Genomic DNA, 20,924 nt, shown 5'->3' on the forward strand with positions numbered 1-20,924 from the left:
GGATTAAGACCAAATTAAAAGGCCTGAGTCCGGTGCAGTACCGAAATCAGGCCTTGGCTGCTTAGTTTTTCACTGTCCAAGTTTATGGGGTCAGTTCAATTGGGCGCCGTTTTTATGCTCAGGCTTTTATGTACAGGCGTAACGTATACGCAAAAGACGGTTACCGAGAGGTAGGCCGTGGCACGTCTGAAATTTCCTGTAACTGCGCTTCAATCCACGCCTCGACGTCTGCGAGCACTTCATCGGGCATACGCCCGGCTGTTTCAATCGGCTTACCAATGCGCACACGCAGTACGCCTGGCCGCTTAACCCAGTGGCGGCCTGGCCAGCGTTCACCCGCATTATGAGCCACCGGCAATACCGGCACCCCTGCCCGACACGCCACCACGCTGCCACTTTTGTTATAGCGTTTGCGGATGCCTGGATCTACCCGTGTCCCTTCAGGAAAAATCAGTACTGAAAGCCCCGTTCCCAAACGCTCGACGCCTTGAGTAAGCACTTGCTTCATCGCCCGTGCTGGTTTCGAGCGGTCCAGACTAATCGGGCGAAGCAGACGCAACCCCCAGCCAAAGATCGGCAGGCGCAGTAATTCGCGCTTTAACACGGTACATACCGGTGGCTTCATCACCTGTAGAAACACGGTTTCCCACTCACACTGGTGGTTGGCTTGAATCACACACGGGCCACTGGGCAGGTTTTCCCGCCCTTGGATGTCGTAGCGCACCCCGCAGGCAATACGAAACCACACCATCAAAAAGTAGTTATACAAATTAAGCAATCGGTAGCGGCCAGACAGTGGAAGAAACGGCGCAATGGGCAGAAACAGGATGCCGATCATCAGCATGGCCAAAAAGTAGCCAGCATAAAAGACCAAGCTGCGAACCACATTTATCAAGCCGACGCTCCTGTATTGCTGACACGGTTACTTTCACGGGTTAAACACCACGTATCCAACATACGCCCAGCCTCTAACCGCCACGGTTTTTGATGGACGCCAAACACATCCAGCACACGCCGGCAGTTCAAAACGCGCCGTAGCTTTGCATCATGATGATGTTTAAGCGGCTGAACCTCGCCGAGGGTAATCTGCTCACCGCGCCCCTCAAGGTGCGTTAACAGCTGAGTACGCACCATGGAGGTAAAGGTAAAGGCGCTGACCGGCTCGGTGCCAGCAAGATGGTAAGCCCCCCAAGCCTCAGCACCGCTGACCTGCTGCTGTAGCATGCCAATCAGCGCCATGGCAACGGCATCCGCGGAGGTCGGGCAAAAAATCACATCCTCCGCAGCGCGCACTGCCTTCCCGAGTACCAAATCACCAATGATGTCATTTAGCCACGCATGGCTTCCTTCCAGCGCAAACAGCGGGCCTAAGCGCACAATCAAATGACGCCGAAACTCCGCACGGATGCGATCACCGGTCTGCACCAGACGGCGCAAGCTATCATCCCGTGGCGCGGGCACCACATGCTCATCAATGGGGACATCCAAACCATCTTCATAGAGCTGATCGGAGACACACCATATCAACGCTACGTCTTGCGCCTGGCAGGCATCCAGACAAATATCTACCGCATCGGCATGCGCCGTCACATCCGCTGGCGCCATATTCAGTGGATGGGCCAACGGTGGAATAATCACGGCGTCGGGGGCTATCGCCTCAAGACGAGAGGCGGTAATGATTGTACCCTGTTCAATGACTAACTCCGTATCGGCGCGACGGCTTGCTTCCCGAGCCAGTGCCAAGTTTAAGCAGTGGCCGGCATCCAATATCAAAAGTTTCACAACCATCCTCTGCACAATTTACAAACATTAGTGCCAACCACCCAAGATCTAGGCACTGTCGTACAAGATAAGGCTCATGGCTGCCGCTCGGCGACAGGAGCGGTACACTTTACTGGTTCTCGCCCCCCGTAGGAAGCCTCCTCACCGCCGTGACCGACGAATTTGGCCGCTATTACGGTCAGAATAAACCGCGTGAAAAACCAATCTTAAATAGCTGCATAATGGATATTATCAGAGTAAAGCGCCTTAAACACTGGTGACGAGATGGAATCAACCACAGTCTATTGCTTAAAAAACTAATAACTCTCTAATGACATTCTTGACTATATAGGCAGTAAAAAGGGTTCAAATAGTAATCAATCATCAACTCCAAAAAACTAAAGCCTCATCATAAGATAATCATTTTTTTAGCCATATTTCTAAACAACTTACCAAACACTCATATTACATGAGCTATAACCCTCTACTTTCTAAAAATAATATTTAATAAACCAACCAGACAATACAACGACATTAGAAATTTAACCCTTGTGAGATATGAGAGGTTAACTAAGGTAGAAAATTGTAACGAGCATGGAGCCGAGGTGGCCACTACACGGCTCATGGGGATCTGATGCTCAGCACCTTCTCAATATCAACAACCCTAATATGCCAGGTGTTGCCTGCAATTAGCTAATTACATCACAGGGGTGTCTTATGTTCTCTATTTCTTGGGTCGATGCAGCGAGTGGTGAAGTCCAGCGTGGCTTAAACAGCGCGCAGACAGTGGCAGTAGATGAAATAGAAAATAGTGCAATCCGTATCATTCCTATCATTAATACCCCCCTTGATTCGTTATCTCTTACGGAATCAATCGAATTAACCATCATTAATAGCGAGGGTGAGTCACTAACGCTCACGAAAACATCTCCACCTTTTATCTTCGATAACCTCCCTAACCTTACCAATGGTGACGTTCAACTGCTGATTAGCGCACTCGACAGTGGAGGCAACTTAATTGAAGCTGGCAGTGAGGCGGTCACCTTTGAAGTCACCGAAAGCCTTCCCGTGCCCCCTGTTTTCATCCCCATCCGTATTCAGGCAGAAGATACCGACAATACAGATGGCGACAGCAACTATGCTGTTATGACAGGCGGCGTGACCACGTCCGCCGTCGGTGAACCCAATGCCGTTAATGCTGATGGCAATGCCTATGCCGATTTTGTCGGCCCGAGTGGTGAAACTCTTACCTTCAATATCGATGTCCCGGAGGCGGGTGAATATGAACTGGCGGTAAGCTACGCCTTGAGTCGAAACAACGATGCTGTCGCCAGCGAACGTAACCGCCCTCTGCGTCTAGAAGTGAATGATCAGTTGGTTGATCGCATGTTTGACCTACGCAGTACCAGCCCCGAAGGCAATAATAATGCAAGTGACTTCACTACCTTCGCTGAACGCACCATTATTGTGCAGCTTCAAGAGGGGCAAAACAGCGTCAGCTTTACGTCAAATGGCCTCAGCGGCCCCAATGTGGATTATCTCGAGATCCGCAAACCCGCGCTAGGCAGTCAGGTGATCCAAGGCGAAGAGCTTTTTTTGTCACCAGAACCCGACCTAACCCCAGATGGCATCGATACCAATCGCCCGGTGACTACCGCCAATATCGTAAGCCTCAACGACACCTTTCGAGTAGGTGCCGAAGAGGCTAGCTACCTGGATTGGGCATTTGGCAATGTAGATGCTTATGGGGAATTTGTTTATCAAGCCCCCGTCGCAGGCACCTATTCCATGACCGTGACCTATGCCAGTTCCAGCGGCAGGCCGCTTGATTTGTCGCTGGTCGAAGGCAGCGGCTTAACGAGTATTGGCACCTTTGCATTTGCAGAAACAACGCCCGCCCTTTATATGCCCGATGATCTCGATGATCTGCCCAGCGGCGTAACTACCAGTACGCCCGCTGCCACGCAATGGGAAGGTTGGACGACAGAAACACTCGAATTCACGCTAGCCGCTGGCGAAAACTTACTGCGGCTGGGCGGCCGCGCCAACGGCCCCAATATCGATAAAATTGAGATGGCGTTGGTGGCGGCAGAGCCTTCCGCACCCACCGCCCTGCTGCTAGATAACAACAGCGTGCTGGAAAACCAGGAAGGCGCCGTTATTGGTCAGCTCATTGTGGAAGACCAGGATGACGACACCCATAGTTTTACTGTCAGCGACGAGCGCTTCGAGGTAGATGTCAGCGGCGTATTGCGCTTGAAAAGCGGCACAAGCCTTGATTTTGAAACGACAACCTCGGTCAGCGTCGAGATAACCGCCACTGACCCGGCGGGTGCGAGTGTTAGCGAAACATTCGTCATTGCCGTTGGTGATGTTGAAGATAGCGTTACACCTCCTCCCGAGCCCGCCGATCCCATCCGTTTACAGGCGGAGGCGTTCGATACTGCCACAATCTTCACCATCGAGAACATCGCCGCCGCCGATGGCGGCCAAGCTATTCGCTTACCCGGCAGCAGCGAAGGCACGGCCAGCTATGCACTCGATGGCAAGGTGGCTGCCGGTACCTATACCATCATCGTCGGCTATATCGACGAGAGCGATGGCGAAAGCACTGCTCAACTGAGCATCAGCAACGCCGAAGGCGAAAGCTTCAGCGGCGATTGGACGTTTGACGACGATGCCGACAGCGGCAACGGTGTTCAGCCGCAAAACTTTCGCACTGCCACCTTTACCGACGTGACCGTAGGTGATGACGCTACCCTGTCACTCAGCGCCAGCTCGACGGCGCTGGAGTACGCACGCATCGACTATATCGAGTTTGTGCCCACCGGCAGCGTAGATCCGGAGCCCACTATCCTGCTGGGCATTGCCGATGCCGACCCGGTGGTAGAGAGTGGCGATGAGGGCGTCACCACGCTGAGCTTTGCGTTGAGCGCCTCAAACGCTTTTAGCGGTGACGTGGAGCTTAGCTTACCCTGGAAATTAATGGCGTTGCCGACACCCGCACGGTCACCTTCACTGACGGGGTCGCCACCCTAGCGGTTGATGTCGCCAACGACGACGAAGATAACGGTAGCGAAACCGTCACGGTCGCGCTTATCGGCGCCACCGGTGACAGCTTCGCCATCGACAGCGCCGCCGCGACGGCCAGCGGTAGCGTCAGTGAAGATGACGAAGCGGTAGTGCCTGCCGATCCCATCCGCCTCCAGGCGGAAGCGTTCGACACTGCCACGACCTTTACCATCGAGAACATCGCCGCCGCCGATGGCGGCCAGGCCATTCGCCTGCCCGGAAACAGCGAAGGCACCGCCAGCTACGCCCTGGAGGGCAAGGTGGCCGCCGGTACCTATACCGTCATCGTCGGCTATGTCGACGAGAGCGACGGTGAAAGCACTGCCCAACTAAGTATCGGTAACGCCGACGGCGAGAGCTTCAGCGGCAGCTGGACATTCGATGACGACGCTGACAGCGGCAACGGTGTTCAGCCGCAAAACTTTCGCACTGCCACCTTTGCCGACGTGACCGTGGGCGATGACGCTACCCTATCGCTCAGCGCCAGCTCGACGGCGCTGGAGTACGCACGCATCGACTATATCGAGTTTGTGCCCACGGACAGCGGCGAGCCGGAGCCGACTATCCTGCTGGGCATCGCCGATGCCGAGCGATGAGGGCGTCACTACGCTGAGCTTTGCATTGAGCGCCTCAAACGCTTTTAGCGGTGACGTGGAGCTTGCCCTGGAAATTGATGGCGTTGCCGATACCCGCACGGTCACCTTTATCGACGGTGCCGCCACCCTAGCGGTTGATGTCGCCAACGACGACGAAGATAACGGTAGCGAAAACGTCACGGTCGCGCTTATCGGCGCCACCGGTGACAGCTTCGCCATCGACAGCGCCGCCGCGACGGCAAGCGGTAGCGTAAGCGAGGATGATGCCGTTCCAGACACTGTCGCGCCCATCGTTATCCAGGCAGAGGATGCTGCTCTGGTCACCGTCAATGATAGTGGCCTACCCTCCAATGCCGATTTCACGCGAGTGGTAGATCCTAATAATCCCGATGCCTTCACTAATTACCGTGAAGGAGCCGTCGGTGGTGCCTATATGGACTTTGGCACAAACCCCGGCGACGAAGTTATCTTCAACGTTGAAACCGAGGTAGCTGGCACCTACACCGCGGTAATTCGTTACGCCAACGGTAGCGCAGGGCCCCGCCCCCTTGACCTAATGATCAATGGAACGCCTGTTCCCCAAGCGGCTTTCCCGCCGGCAGTCAATGATGGCGTCAACGACCCATGGGATAGCTGGCTAGAGCTTGAAGTGGAGATGGAGCTTCAAGCTGGCCCCAACAGCGTCTCATTTGCCATACCGGCAGTGGCCGATGGCGGTGTCAATAACGGCCCCAATATCGATCAGATTATCTTCAACTACCAGCAGGACGACGGCGGTGAAACACCCACCGGGCCCTTCCTGTTTGAGATTCAGGGTGAAGCGCTCACCATCGACGATGATGAGCCTACCCCTGATACAATGGTTCGCGACGCTAGCAATCCCGAAACCAATGCAGCCGCTGGCCCGGACGGCCTATGGGATGGTTTTACCGGCAGCGGCTACCTCGATATGGGCAACGAAGCCGGTGATGCGGCCTTCTTTGAGGTAGCCGTCGAAGAAGCGGGCACTTATACCCTGAATGTGCGCTATGCCAACGGTGATGGCGCCGGGGCTAGCCGACCGATGACTCTCCTGGTAGGTGGCGCCCCCCAGGGCCAACTGGCCTTCCCCACCACTGGCGCAGGCAACGACGGCTGGGTGAATTGGCAAGACGCCACCATTGAGCTGGAACTGATGGCGGGCAACAACACCATCCGGCTGGAGAACGTCGGTAATGCCGGCCCCAATATTGATAGCCTGAGCGTCAGCCGAGAGGGTACTCAAGAGCCACCGGTTGTCGAGCCAGGTGAGCGCTTTGCCGTCAAGATTAATTTCGAGCCCGATGGCTTTGCCACTCCGGAAGGCTATATCGCCGATACCGGCTTAGCGTTTGGCGATCAATCCGTCGAGATCGATGGCCAAGTTTACCAGTACGGCTGGGTTACCGAGGCCTCCATCGCCGATGGCACCGAAAATGGCACTATACCGATGGCGATCAATACCCTCTCCAGTGTCGCCGTCAACGACCGTACCGATGAGATTGCCGGGCTTGATCCTCGCCAGGGCACCTACGCTCACTTCGACCAGCCTGCGGAAGGCTATGTACGCGCCGGATGGGAAATGGAACTGGACGACGGCTATTATGAGGTCACGATTTCTATCGGCGATACCTCAGGGCCTTACGACAGCGTCAATCTGATCAACGCCGAAGGTGAGCAATTCAGCACCCCCTTTACGCCGTTCCGGCCCGATGATTTTCCAGCCGACAATAGCCCCAGCAACGACACCGAAGGCTTCCGCTCCGAGTTGGTCACCCGCGTGGTACAGGTTACCGATGGCCGCTTGACCCTGGATTCGATTGGCCTTGGTGATAATACCGAGGTCCAGTATATCGAGATCCAGTCGATTCCCGACCTGACACCGGAGGATGACCGTGAGGCACCGGAAGATTACGCCTTCTTCACCGACCCGCGTGCTATCGCCGGAGTGGGCGAGAACGAGATTCGGGTCGAGTTAGACGCCGAAGACGGCACGCCCCCCACCGGCGTCGATCCCGATTCGGATATTTTCGTGGGCATCTCGGTCGTCGATGGCCGTGGCGGTGCCCTGCTGGAAAGCTTAGGTGACGGCTCCGTACGGCTCTTCGAAACTGTCAGCGGCGAAGAGGTAGCTCTCAACGTCAACACTACCGGCGGCTTCGATTCGTTGACGATTTCTCCCAACAGCATGCTCAAAGAGTTCACCAGCTACACCCTGGTCATCGAAGGCTTTCAGGATCGTGGCGCCAATGACAACCCTGACGCTCCAACTCGGGAGTTCCAGAAATTCACCAACACCTTCATCACCGGTGAAGCCTCTGAAATTGTGCCAAGAGAAGTAGCATTCAACGATGTCATTGAGCTCAACGGCGCTGCCGACAACGCTTACCAGTTCACCTCGCTGGAGCTATCACCTGATGGCAGCAAGATGTACATCTCGAATATGCTGGGCGAGATCAAGCGTTACGACGTTAACCCGCAAACCGGCGCGCTCTCCAATGAGCAAGTGTTGGCACTCGACTATTTTGCAGGGGATTCGGCAGGATCGCGGGGCATTATCGGCCTAACCTTCGACCCTACCGATCCCAATGTCCTGTGGGTAAGCGATAACTATCCGATTCCACTTGAAGGGCGTGATAATGGCGTCCCCGATTTCAGTGGACGCATTTCCAAGATTACCCTGGAAGAAGGTGACGCTTTCAACGCCACTGCTGAAGCCTATATCACCGGACTGCCGCGCTCCAACGGCGACCACGTTACCAATAGCCTCGAATTCCGCGCCAACCCCGAATTCGATGCCAACACCAACCCAGACGTACCAAGCCACTTGCTGTATCTACTTCAGGGATCGAACTCGGCAATGGGGGCACCCGATAGTGCTTGGGGTAACCGTCCGGAGCGCCTGCTCAGTGCCGCTGTCATGGAAATAGATCCGACCCGTGAAGCGCCAGCAGGTGGCTTTGATGTGACCACCGAGCCCTTGCCTGAGGATGGCTTCAACCGCCGTTTCACCGACGATGACGGCGTTGATTTCAAGGCAGACCCGATTGCCATGGGTGATGACCGTTTTCTGGTCTTCGCGGCCAACGGTACCGCAACAGTAGAGGATTCCGATGGTAACTTGATCGAGAGTTATTATGATCCTTTCGCCGATGACGCTGTGGTCAAGATTTTTGCCACCGGCGTACGCAATGCCTATGACCTGGTGTGGCACTCCAATGGCAATCTCTACGTCCCGACCAACGGCTCGGCGGCCGGCGGCAATGTACCGGATGACCCTTCAACGCCGCAAAATGAATACGTAGGTAACGTCGAAAAACAGGACGACTACCTGTTTACGGTTAAGGAAGGAGGCTATTACGGACATCCCAATCCCCTGCGCGATGAGTTTATCCTCAACGGCGGTAACCCAACCGCAGGCAACGATGCCAACCAGGTAGGTAACTACCCTGCTGGCCAAGACCCTGACCCCAACTACGATATTGAGGGAGTCTATTCATTAGGCGAGAACCGTTCTCCCAACGGCGTCACCGAGTACACCAGCGGCGTGTTTGGCGGCAACCTGCAAGGCAGCGTGCTGTTCACCGAATATTCTGGTGGTGACGATATACGCTCCATTACTTTCGACGCCGCAGGCAACATCACTGGGGACGAAGTGCTCCGCGATGTGAATGGTAACGTTATCACCTACATAGACCCGCTGGATATTATCGAAAACCCGGCCACCGGCCAGCTCTACCTGCTGACGCTGAACCGCAACAACGGTCAGAGCCAGATCATTCGCCTCGACCCCGCTCCTGGAGGTGTCATCGTTGACCCAGAAGAGCCTGATGATGAGCTGGTGTCGCTACTCACTATTCAGGCAGAAGACAATACGCCCAACGATGGTACCAGCGTATCAATTGCTCAAGGTGGTGGTGCTGAGATTCAGATCCGCACGGTGAATAACCCCGAAGCCAACCAGCCAACCGGTGTCCGCCCTGGCGCCTTCGGTTTGGACGGTAACAATGATGATACCGATGGCGTATTAGGCGGCTATGCCGATTTTGGCAGTACGAATAGCGACTTTATCACCTTCAGTTTCGAGCTATCAGGGGCCGATGCGGGTGATTCAGTGCTGCGAGTTCGCTACGGTAACGGCGACACGGTTAATCGCCCGCTGGAAGTATTCGTCAATAACGTTAGCGTAGGTACCTTCGGCTTCAGCCCACCCGCTGGCGTCACTGGCGATGATGCCTGGAACGAGTGGCTAACGCTGGATATCCCAGCGTCGCTGGTATCAGGGCTTAATACGGTACGCTTCCAGGCCGTCAATAATACGGGCCCCAATATCGACCAGTTGGAGATCCTACAGGCCCCCGAAGACACATCGCCCGGCTACACCGACTACGAAGCTGAAAACGCTCAGCTCGATGGGCCGGTGATTATCACCAACAGTGAGGATGACCGCAACGCCTCGGGTGAAGGGTTCGTCGATTTCAATGGCACCAGCGACCAGAGTATTACCTGGACAGTAGAGGTCGATGAGGCTGGCACCTACGACGTTGGCTTCCGCTATGCCCTGGCAGCCTCCAAGGCTGACCGTCCAATGGTAGTCACCGTCAACGGTATCGATATTGGCACGCTCAATTTCCCAGGTCAGAGTAACGAAGCTGAGGATAACTGGTTCTTCCAGTCAACCGAGTTAACCCTGGGCACAGGCAGCAATACTATTACCGTCACAGCCCCGGGGGCCAATGGCCCCAATGTCGACCTGCTGCGCATCGCGGATACCCCATTGGATACCTTCGAGCCCGTTTACGCAGACATTGATGGCAGTGGCCGTATCGAGCTGGAAAGCGGCGATAGTGCTCGGGCTGTCAATGACCGTACCGCCGACTTCTACTTCACGGTGAATGAGGACGGCGCCTACAAACTTGACCTGGCCGCCAATGCGGGCGCACCGGATGGTGGTGCGTTGACGCTGCTGCTCAACGGGCAGCCGGTGGATGAGATGAGTTTCCCAGGCGTTGGCGAGGCCGGCGAGCAGTCCGCCTATATCGAGCTTCAGGCGGGACTCACCTACAACCTGCGGGTTGTTTCCACGGCGGATGGCGTCGATGAAATCGACTACCTTGATATCTCGCCCGCCCCCGGCGACCCCGATGCAGGTATCGGTATCCAGAGCAACGATGCGGCCTACTACTCCGACCGCTTGCACTTCAGCTACCTGGAGAACGACAGCGCCTCCAACCCTAACCGTGACTATAAAGAGGATGCCACGGTCACTATCAGCAATACCGGCACCAACGAGCTGGTTTTTATTGACGCCGATCTTGATGGCCCCTTCACTCTCGTCGATCCCGATATCTTCGCTGGCCTGACACTGGCTGCAGGAGAATCGATTGACGTGCAAGTGCTGTTTGACCGCGCGGCCTATACGCCACCCACTAACGATGCAGGCGACGGCGTCTTTGAGGGAACGCTGCGCCTGGTCACCAACGACGCCGACACCCCCGTCGCCGAGGTGCACCTAGCAGGCTTCTGGCAGGCGCGTGACGAAGGCGGCTGGGAGCCCAACGTCAACGAGGTCTGGGAAGTGTTCGGTTTTGGCAACGTCATCCAGGGGCTAACCACCGTAGGTGGTGGCGAGAACTCGGTTCTCAACGACTTCGACCTTTACCGGCCGGTCAATGATGACGAGGTGATGTCACGTTACTGGAAGATAGCCGATGGCTTTGAGTCGGCCACGATTACCCAGTTGGCGGCCTACCACGGCAACGGGGGAGCAACGCTGGGGATTCATAATCCCGGCAATAAAAACCAGGATATTATCCTTTCCGATCATGCAGGCGACAATAACCAGTCGCTACTGCCTATCAAGGCCAATGGACAATTCGCGACGGCAACGTTCACTCGCGACCAAATCCCCGACGGCTGGATCGGTAACGATATCTTTGGTATCGAGGTTGCCAATCTCTCAACCGACCCGTCGCTCAATCCCACTGGAGGCGGCACGGTACCGCCAGGGGCGGAAGACATTGAGCGTGGCTATACCGTGCGGGTATTCCAGGCACTGGATGCCAATGGCAACGTAATCCCTAACACCTACCTGGGCGTGATGGATTACACCGGCATCAACTATGACTACAACGACAACATGTTTGTCATTGAAGGGATCTCACCGGTTTCCGGCGGCGAGATCTCCATCACCAACCTGGATGGGGTACCCTCGGATGATCGCCTGGTGATGAGCCGAATAGAAAACCCGGCCAACGCCAGCCAGGTGTTCCACGACGAATCGACCTTTACCATCACCAACGATGGCTTCGCCGACCTGGAGATCAGCAGCCTGGCAATTTCCGATCCGAGCCTATTTGAGATCGTGGGAGCCACCGAAAACCTGCTCATTCCCGCCGGCGGCACACTGGATGTCACCGTTCGCTTTATCGCCGAGGATTTCGATGACGGTACGCTGTATGAGTCCACGCTGATCATTAACTCAAACGACGGTGATGAGGGAACCAAAACGATCCAACTGGCGGGGATTGCCCAGGGCCAGTCAGAGAATGGCCAGGAGCCGCTGGTACAGGAGATCATCGATGCCTTCGGCTTCTCGACCAATGTGGCCGAGGGGCAGATGAATCAGGGCGGGTTGGTGGAAGCGAACGGGGATGAGATTCTCTCGCCCTACTTCCAGCGTGCCGACGGTCAATCGCCGATCAAGATCACCCAGTTGGCGGCATATCATACCCAAGGCGATGTGGCGCGACTGTTTATCCACGATGTGGATAGCCGGGATCGTGACGAGATACTGGCCCACGACGAGCAGGATGGGCAAACGCTGCTGCCGCGGGCACTCAATAGTGGCGACTTGCTGACCACCACCACTCTGGATCGGGACGCGCCCTTTGGCTTCTTTGCGGACATTACCGGTCGCCAAGGCTACATCTCCTGGTCTGACCCCGATGCCAACCTCTACGAAGACACCATCGATGCTATCGGCAGCCCCGGCACCAACCTGAACTGGGACGAAAACGACGGCCACCTGATTCGCGTCTACGTAGCGAAAGACGCAGCAGGCAACGTCATTCCCAATACCTATATCGTGATTCAGGACTATGCGGGGGTGAACTACGACTACAACGACAATATCTTCCTGGTCGAGAATGTTCAGACCTATGACCCCACCGGGGTGGAGGATGCCGATGGCAACGGCCGCATCGATCTCTATGACGACAGTGACGGCGATGGCATTCCGAACTTCCTGGATGACCAGGCACCTGTAGAGCAAACTGCTTACAACACAGGCGAAACGCCGTGGACACTCGGGGCGGGTGGATTGACGCTGGAAGCCAAGCTGTTCGATAACGGTGGCCAGGGCGTGGCCTACAACGACACCACCACCGCCCATCAGGGTGCAGCGTTCCGCTCCGACGAAGCGGTGGATATCTCCAACGGCACCGAAGCCTTGGGCTATATCGCCGATGGCGAGTGGGTCGAGTACACGCTCAATGTTGAAACGGCAGGCACCTATGCACTGAGCTTCCTCACCTCGGCAACATCAAATGGAAAATCCATCACCGCCGCTTTTGAGCAGGATGGCAACTTCCAGAGCAGTGCCTCGATCAACCTGCCCAATACCGGCAGCTTCACCAGCTTCCAGACGGTTGGCCCACTGGAGTTCGATCTTGATGCTGGCGAGCAAGTGTTGCGACTGACGTTCAACGGCGGCCAGCTTGACCTGCAGTCGTTCAGCTTCGAGGCGATCGACCTGGGAGAGGAGGAGCAACAGCCCTTCAACACCAACCAAACGCCATGGCTGGTAGAGGATGAAGGCCTCGTGCTGGATGCCGTCAACTACGATAGCGGCGGTCAGGATGTCGCCTACAACGACAGCAGCGAGAATCAGGAAGGTAGCAACTTCCGGGGCGATGGCGTGGACATCGTCGGTGACGGTTCGGCCATCGGCTGGATCGAAAACAATGAGTGGGTCGAGTACACGCTCAATGTGGCTCAGGCAGGCACTTACGAGCTCTCCTTCCTCTCGGCGCTGGGGTCGACCGGTGGTGCCGCACGCTCCATTACTGCGTCCTTCGCCCAAGGAGATAGCCCTTACACCACCGCCTCGCCGGTCAGCGTGAACTACAGCGGCAGTTGGACGACCTTTGTACCCACCGACAGCGTACAGGTAGAACTGGAAGCCGGTGAACAGGTGCTGCGCTTAACCTTTAACGGCGGCTCCCAAGACCTGGCCTCGTTCTCACTCGCCCCGATCACTACTATCGGCAGCCAAATACCCTTCAATGACAGTGGAACCCCCTGGGAGGTGGGCGACAGCTTCACGCTGGATGCCGCACTATTTGATGTCGGCGGTGAAGGCATCTCTTACAGCGATAGCGATCCTCAGCAAGAAGGTAGCAATTTCCGTGAAGGCGGCGTTGATATCGTCGGTAATGGCACAGCGATCGGCTGGGTTGATGTTGGAGAATGGGTTGAGTACACCATCGACGTGGCCCAATCCGGCACTTACAGCCTATCGTTCCTCGCTTCGACTCCCTCAAGCGATGTCACCATCACTGCCGCCGTCGAAAAAAATGGGGCGTTCTATCTGGAAGCCAGCTCACCGCCGCTGCCCAACACTGGCTCCTGGAGCAACCCTGTTGCCAGTGACGGTATGTTGCTCGATTTACAGGCCGGGGAGCAGACCCTGCGGTTAACCTTCAACGGGTCAGCGGGCAGCGACTTGATGGACTTCCAATCATTCACCCTTGAACGTGAGAACGTACAGCAAGCCTTTAACGAGGAGGGCACCCCCTGGTTGATTGACGACGACGGCCTGTTTCTCGACGCTATCAACTACGACCAGGGTGGCGCGGGCATAGCCTACAACGATAGCAGCGAAACCCAACTGGGTAACGCCAGCATTCGCGGCGAAGGTGTGGATATTGTTGGCGACGGTGAGGCCATAGGTTGGATCGCCAATAATGAATGGGTAGAGTACACCGTCGATGTCGTTGAAGCTGGCGAACACACCTTCTCGTTTATTACCGCGACACCTTGGTCTGGCCGCAGCATAACGGTCGCCGCTGAGAAAGATGGCGTGTTCTACGCACAAGCCTCCCCGCTTAGCGTTCCCAATAGCGGCGACTGGGGAAACTATGTCCAAGGGCCGGAGGTGACGCTCAACTTGCAGGAGGGGGAACAAGTAGTACGGTTAACCTTCAATGGTGGCTCAATGGATCTTCAATCACTCATCATTGAGCAAAGCGAGAACCAGCCCTCAGCACTAAGCCTTAATAGCGGTGAAGATGCCCTGGGGGTGACGGGAGTTCAAGAGCCATCAACGAGTGAGCTGTTGTTCTAACCGCGGTTACCAAGCCTGGTACGCAATATAGCCCGCTTTTTAGCGGGCTATATTGTGATCTCGTTAATCGTTTTAGGCGTTTTACGTCTTTAGAACGGGATCTCATCGTCGAAGTCGTCGAAGTTACCCGGATCCGGAGCGCCGTAGCTGCTGTTCTGCTGGTTGGGCGGTGGAGCTTGGTTGCCCTGGTGCGGTGCTGGCTGAGCGGGCCGTGGTGGCTGCTGTGGGCTCTGCCCGCCAGGGTAGTTATTTCCGCCTTGAGGCGCACCACCCTGAGGGGGATAGCCGCCTTGGTGATTAGCAGCAGGATTATTTTGAGCCGGCGCATTCTGGGGGGCGTTCTGAGGAGCGTTCTGGGAATAGTTATTTTGCGGAGCGCCACCGCCCTGGTAATCACCGCTACGGCCATCAAGCATCTGCATATCGTTGGCAACGATTTCCGTCGAGTAGCGATCTTGCCCATTCTGATCCTGCCACTTACGGGTTTGCAGGCGCCCTTCAATATAGACTTTGGAGCCTTTTTTCAGGTACTGCTGGGCGATCTCAGCGGTTTTATTGAACATCACCACGCGGTGCCATTCGGTGCGCTCTTGGCGTTGACCGCTTTGGCGATCCATCCAGGTATCAGTGGTGGCCAGGTTTAGGTTGGCCACAGCGGTGCCGCTGGGAGTGAAACGCACCTCTGGATCCTGCCCGAGGTTGCCAATCAGAATGACTTTGTTAATGCCGCGAGCCATAAGGCGCTCCTTTAATAGCTGTCATGTAGAGTTTATTGCCAACCGCCGCCACACTTCATCGGCACGGCTGGATTAAGATTTGGGGGGTGCCATGAGCTTGTTCAACGCCGCCTGATCGAGCTGCTGGCGGTTCACCTTTAAATAGACCAAACGCTCTTCTGGCACCACCATTACGTCTTCGACGCCGACCACATCGGCTAAGTGTTCCATCAACAGGTCGAGCGCATCTGCCTGGGTCTCGTGTAGCGCCACCACTTCGCTGGAGAGCGGGGGCGGTGCGGGCATCCGCCACATGGCGATCCACCAGCATAGCGCAAGCCCAGCACAGCCAATAAAAACCGCGTTGAGGCCACCGTAATGCGCCAGTAAACCGCCTAGCGTACCGCCTAAAAAAGCGCCTAAAAATTGGCTGGTGGAGTAGACCCCCATCGCGGTACCTTTGGCGCCCGCCGGGGCTAACTTACTGAGCATGGAAGGTAGCGTCGCTTCCAGCAAGTTAAAGCCGGTGAAGAACACAAACAGCCATACAAACAGCCAGTAACTTGGCGAGAGTGGCAACCCCAGCCCGGCCAAACTAATCACAATAGCGCCGATCGCAACCAAGCACATCAAACGCATGCGCTGCTGCTTCTCGGCCACAATTATCAGCGGCACCATGGCCACAAACGATAGCGCCATAATGCCAAGATATGCCAGCCCGTGATACTCAATCGCTACACCGGCGTCTAGCAGGCGAAAAGGTACCGCGACAAATATCGCCATCAGCACTAAATGCAGGGCAAAAATCGACATATCCAGCCGCCATAAATCGGGGCGGGTGATGACACTTTTAAACTGCTGGCGATCCATGCCCACATCGCGGTGACGTCGCCGCCGCGGCGCGGCAGGCACCCAGCGCCATAGCACCAGCAGCCCCACCAGCGTTAGTAGCGAGGTAAACCAGAAGACCCCAGCCAGCCCAGCCCAGGCGGCAAGCCATGGCCCCAGCACCATCGCAATCGCAAACGAAACGCCAATAGAAAGCCCAATGGTGGCCATAGCGGCGGTGCGCACTTCTTCACGGGTTTGATCCGCCAGCAGCGCCATAATCGCCGCGGCAACGGCACCGCCACCCTGCAGCGCTCGCCCGGCAATCACACCAATAATGGTATCGGATAGAGCGGCGACCACGCTGCCGAGTGCAAATATCACCAGCCCCATGGCAATCACCTGCTTACGACCAATGCGGTCAGAGAGTAAGCCAAACGGGATTTGCAGCGTTGCCTGGGTTAAACCATAAATCCCCAGCGCCACGCCCACGAGTAGCGGGGTCGAACCCTCAAGGGTGTCGGCATACAGCGCCAACACCGGCAGCACCATAAACAGACCCAGCATGCGCGATGCATAAAGCCCGGCCAAACCACTGATCGCACGTCGTTCAGAGGCCAGCAATAGTGCGGAAACCTTGCGCATAATGCCCTTTTATATGGTGGTTAAGCATGTGGTGAGTCAGAGTGGATTGTGACAATCCTCTATTCTAGCGGTTTGGGCTGGCGCTGGAAACGTCGCGAGTTGCCGCAGGTTATCTTGGGTTATGAAAGCGGTTTTGCCGGGAGGGTGCCGACAAACGTATAATCACGCTTTTGCCGCGCGATTCGAGGTGTTGATGGACAGCATTCTGGTCAGGGGTGCCCGCACCCACAACCTCAAGCAGATCGATGTGGAGCTGCCCCGTAACAAGCTGATTGTGATTACCGGCCTCTCCGGCTCGGGTAAATCGTCGTTAGCATTCGACACCCTTTACGCCGAGGGGCAGCGCCGCTACGTGGAATCGCTCTCCACTTATGCGCGCCAGTTCCTGTCGATGATGGAAAAGCCCGATGTGGATCACATCGAAGGGCTGTCACCTGCGATCTCCATTGAGCAGAAGTCCACTTCCCACAACCCGCGCTCGACCGTGGGCACCATCACCGAAATTTACGACTACCTGCGTCTGCTGTTTGCGCGTGCCGGGACGCCCCGCTGTCCAGAACATGGCGAAGACTTGGAAGCCCAGACCATCTCGCAGATGGTCGACCAAGTCATGAACCTAGCCGAAGGCACCAAGCTGATGCTGCTGGCGCCGGTAGTCAAAGGCCGCAAAGGCGAACATTTACAGTTATTAGCCGAGCTGCGCGCCCAGGGCTTCGTACGCGCCCTGGTCGATGGCCAAGTGCTGGAACTGGACGACATCGCACCACTGGATAAGCGCAAAAAGCACGATATCAGCGTCGTCGTTGACCGCTTCAAAGTGCGCGACGACCTTGCCCAACGTTTGGCGGAGTCCTTTGAAACCGCGCTGAACCTCGCCGACGGCACCGCCATGATTCACTTTATGGACGGTGAACGCGACGATATTGCCTTTTCATCGCGCTTTGCCTGCCCGGTGTGCGGCTACTCGCTGGCGGAACTTGAGCCACGCATGTTCTCGTTCAACAATCCTGCGGGCGCCTGCCCTACCTGCGACGGGCTAGGCGTACAGCAGTACTTCGACCCGGACAAGCTCATCAGCCACCCGGAGCTATCGCTTGCCGAAGGCGTGATCAAAGGCTGGGATCGGCGCAATATTTACTACTTTACCCAGCTCCAGGCGCTGGCCAAGCACTACGGCTTTGAGCTGGAAACGCCCTGGCAAGAGCTCGCCCGCCACGAGCGGGAGGTTATCTTAAACGGCAGCGGTGACGAGCAGATCCCGTTTGTGTACGTGGGCGATCGCGGCCGTAAAGTGACCCGCGAACACGCTTTCGAGGGCGTGCTGCCCAATATGCAGCGCCGTTATCGGGAAACCGAATCCAACATGGTCCGCGATGACCTGGTCAAATACATCGCGGTGCAGCCTTGTGCCACTTGTAACGGCTCACGACTGCGTAAAGAGTCGCGCCATGTCTATGTGGACGATCACAACATCGCCGAAATTGTGCGCTTCCCCATTGGTGAAGCGTGGCGCTATTTTGCTGATCTAAGCCTGCCCGGCCGCAAGGGTGAGATCGCCGATAAAATCGTCCACGAGATTCACGCCCGGCTAGAGTTTCTGGTCAACGTGGGGCTGGACTATCTCAACCTGGAGCGCAGCGCCGACACCCTATCCGGCGGTGAAGCCCAGCGTATCCGTTTAGCCAGCCAAATTGGCGCAGGCCTGGTCGGGGTGATGTATATTCTCGATGAGCCGTCGATTGGCTTGCATCAGCGCGACAACGACCGACTGCTGAAAACCCTTGAGCGACTGCGTGACCTGGGCAATACCGTGATTGTGGTAGAGCACGATGAAGACGCCATTCGCGCCGCCGACCACGTGCTGGATATCGGCCCTGGGGCAGGCGTCCACGGTGGTGAAATCGTTGCCCAGGGCACCCCTCAAGATGTGATGGACAACCCCAACTCGCTGACCGGCCAATACTTATCTGGCTCCCGGGAAATTGCCGTGCCGCCCTACCGCATACCCGGCAATCCAGAAAAGCAGCTGATTGTGCGCGGCGCTACCGGCAATAACCTGCAGAACGTCACCCTTAGCCTGCCGCTGGGGCTGTTTATCGCCATTACCGGCGTTTCCGGCTCGGGTAAGTCGACGTTGATCAACGGTACCTTGATGCCGATTGCGGCGCGCGAATTAAATCGCGCGACGACATTGACCGCCGCGCCCTATGAGAAGATCGAGGGGCTCGACCAGCTCGATAAAGTCATCGATATCGACCAGAGCCCGATTGGTCGCACGCCACGCTCCAACCCGGCCACCTATACGGGTATTTTTACGCCGATTCGCGAGCTGTTTGCGGGCACCCAAGAAGCGCGTTCCCGGGGCTATAAGCCCGGTCGTTTTAGTTTTAACGTCAAGGGTGGGCGCTGCGAGGCGTGCCAGGGCGAAGGCATGATCAAGGTAGAGATGCACTTTCTGCCGGATATCTACGTGCCCTGCGATGTCTGTAAGGGCAAACGCTACAACCGCGAAACCCTGGACATTCATTACAAGGGTAAAACCATCCACGAAGTGCTGGCCATGACGGTGGAAGACGCCCTGGAGTTCTTTAGCCCAGTGCCCGCCATTGCACGTCGCCTGCAAACCTTGCTAGATGTAGGCCTTTCCTACATTCGCTTAGGGCAGAGCGCCACCACCCTTTCCGGTGGCGAAGCGCAGCGGGTTAAACTCGCCCGTGAATTGGCCAAGCGTGATACCGGCAAAACGCTGTATATCTTGGATGAGCCCACCACCGGCCTGCACTTTGAGGATATTCGCCAACTGCTGACGGTACTTCACCGTCTGCGCGATCACGGCAATACCATCGTGGTGATTGAGCACAACCTGGATGTGATCAAAACCGCCGACTGGATTGTCGATCTTGGCCCCGAAGGGGGGTCAGGTGGCGGACAGATCATCGCCGAGGGCACGCCAGAACAGCTCGCCAAACAGGACGTTTCGCATACCGGCCGCTTCTTAGCGCCGCTGCTCGCGCGAGGCAAGCGTGCAACGAAGCGTTGACGCTGGTTTTCGAGGGGTGAGCGCTGCTCACCCCAGGCTAAATAGGTACGCTAGTTAGCCTATTTGGGCGACGCAGTAGATGGCCACATCGTTTATAGTGGCGGGTAGATAATCGTTAGCAGTATTATCCAATCCTGTGCTGGAGGGATACGTCGTGGGTCAGGAAAACAGCTGTATTATTAAGCACTTCAATCACTACTGCTCATTAAGCGATGATGAGAAGGGATTGCTCATGGCGCTAGAGGAGAGCCCAACCAATATTAAGTCGGGCACGCTACTCTGGGAGATGGGCGATGCGGCCAATGAGTTTTGCACGCTAAAAAGTGGTTGGGCCTACTCCTACCGTCACTTAGAGAATGGTGACCGACAGATTCTCGAAGTGTTTTTGCCGGGCGATATCATCGGGTTGCGCGAGTTTGCCTTCTCGCAGCGGCTTGAAAATGTGCGCATGATTGATGATGGCGTGATTTGTCATTTCCCGCATAAACGTATGCTGGAAATATTTCGCCATTCGCTGCCTCTCACCTCGGTGATGTTTGCCATTGGCAGCCGTCAGCAGGCGCTGCTCACTGAGCGCCTCGTCACTCTGGCCAGACGCAGTGCACGTAAGAAAATGGCGCATTTTCTGTATGAAATGTATTTAAGGCTGCGCCAAACCAACCCGGATATTAGCAACCAGTTCCGCCTGCCGCTCTCACAGGAGCAGTTAGCCGATGTGCTCGGGCTAAGCCCGGTACACGTTAGCCGCACCTTTACGGCGCTTAGTGAAGACGGCCTAGTATTTCGCGACCGCCACCATGTCACCATTCCAGACTTATCCGCGCTATGCACCGAAGGTGAATTTGACGATTGCTACCTCACCGACAATGTCCGGCCACTGTTAGGCGATTCCACCTGAGAAA

At 56.2% G+C, this 20,924-nt stretch carries 10 protein-coding genes; 6 read left to right on the top strand and 4 right to left on the bottom strand.

Features of this window, described 5'->3' with window-relative positions; genetic code table 11:
• The first annotated feature begins 2 nt into the window (after window positions 1-2).
• Window positions 3-65: an IS3 family transposase gene (locus tag RO22_RS25400; RefSeq protein ID WP_152618913.1), complete on the top strand. Its 63-nt coding sequence runs from the start codon at window positions 3-5 to the stop codon at window positions 63-65.
• Window positions 66-160: 95 nt separating this feature from the next.
• Here the strand turns inward: RO22_RS25400 and RO22_RS21350 are convergent, their stop codons facing one another.
• Window positions 161-895, bottom strand: a complete 735-nt coding sequence (locus RO22_RS21350; RefSeq protein ID WP_022520897.1) for a lysophospholipid acyltransferase family protein — start codon at window positions 893-895, stop codon at window positions 161-163.
• Window positions 892-1,782, bottom strand: coding sequence for a sugar nucleotide-binding protein (locus tag RO22_RS21355; protein WP_022520898.1), 891 nt, complete (start codon window positions 1,780-1,782; stop codon window positions 892-894). Before RO22_RS21355 ends, RO22_RS21350 begins: the two co-directional genes overlap by 4 nt.
• A gap of 696 nt (window positions 1,783-2,478) precedes the next feature.
• On the opposite strand from RO22_RS21355, the gene RO22_RS21360 reads away from it, so the two are divergent.
• From RO22_RS21360 to RO22_RS21370, 3 genes are all read left to right on the top strand, one after another.
• A complete protein-coding gene (locus tag RO22_RS21360; RefSeq protein ID WP_041159370.1) occupies window positions 2,479-4,800 on the top strand; it encodes a hypothetical protein in 2,322 nt (773 codons plus the stop codon).
• Between the two features lie 143 nt (window positions 4,801-4,943).
• A complete protein-coding gene (locus tag RO22_RS25110) occupies window positions 4,944-5,429 on the top strand; it encodes a delta endotoxin C-terminal domain-containing protein (RefSeq protein ID WP_041159371.1) in 486 nt (161 codons plus the stop codon).
• Window positions 5,416-14,793: a carbohydrate-binding protein gene (locus RO22_RS21370; RefSeq protein WP_052475744.1), complete on the top strand. Its 9,378-nt coding sequence runs from the start codon at window positions 5,416-5,418 to the stop codon at window positions 14,791-14,793. The genes RO22_RS25110 and RO22_RS21370 overlap by 14 nt, the downstream gene beginning before the upstream one ends.
• A gap of 89 nt (window positions 14,794-14,882) precedes the next feature.
• Here RO22_RS21370 and RO22_RS21375 read toward each other — a convergent pair whose 3' ends face one another.
• Both RO22_RS21375 and RO22_RS21380 read right to left on the bottom strand, forming a co-directional pair.
• Complete coding sequence (locus RO22_RS21375) at window positions 14,883-15,530, bottom strand: single-stranded DNA-binding protein (RefSeq protein WP_022520910.1); 648 nt, start codon at window positions 15,528-15,530, stop codon at window positions 14,883-14,885.
• Window positions 15,531-15,602: 72 nt separating this feature from the next.
• On the bottom strand, window positions 15,603-16,982 hold the full coding sequence (locus RO22_RS21380) for an MFS transporter (RefSeq protein WP_041159372.1): 1,380 nt from the start codon (window positions 16,980-16,982) through the stop codon (window positions 15,603-15,605).
• A 193-nt stretch (window positions 16,983-17,175) separates the two neighbouring features.
• Here RO22_RS21380 and uvrA point away from each other — a divergent pair, with 193 nt between their 5' ends.
• Together uvrA and RO22_RS21390 are read left to right on the top strand one after the other, a co-directional pair.
• Window positions 17,176-20,022 (top strand): excinuclease ABC subunit UvrA, encoded by a 2,847-nt coding sequence (uvrA, locus tag RO22_RS21385; RefSeq protein ID WP_041159373.1) that lies wholly within the window; start codon window positions 17,176-17,178, stop codon window positions 20,020-20,022.
• A gap of 154 nt (window positions 20,023-20,176) precedes the next feature.
• Window positions 20,177-20,920, top strand: a complete 744-nt coding sequence (locus tag RO22_RS21390) for a Crp/Fnr family transcriptional regulator (RefSeq protein ID WP_027958773.1) — start codon at window positions 20,177-20,179, stop codon at window positions 20,918-20,920.
• Window positions 20,921-20,924: the final 4 nt, after the last annotated feature.

It is taken from the genome of Halomonas sp. KHS3, assembly GCF_000830495.1.
In the GTDB taxonomy this organism is placed as follows: Bacteria; Pseudomonadota; Gammaproteobacteria; order Pseudomonadales; family Halomonadaceae; genus Vreelandella; species Vreelandella titanicae.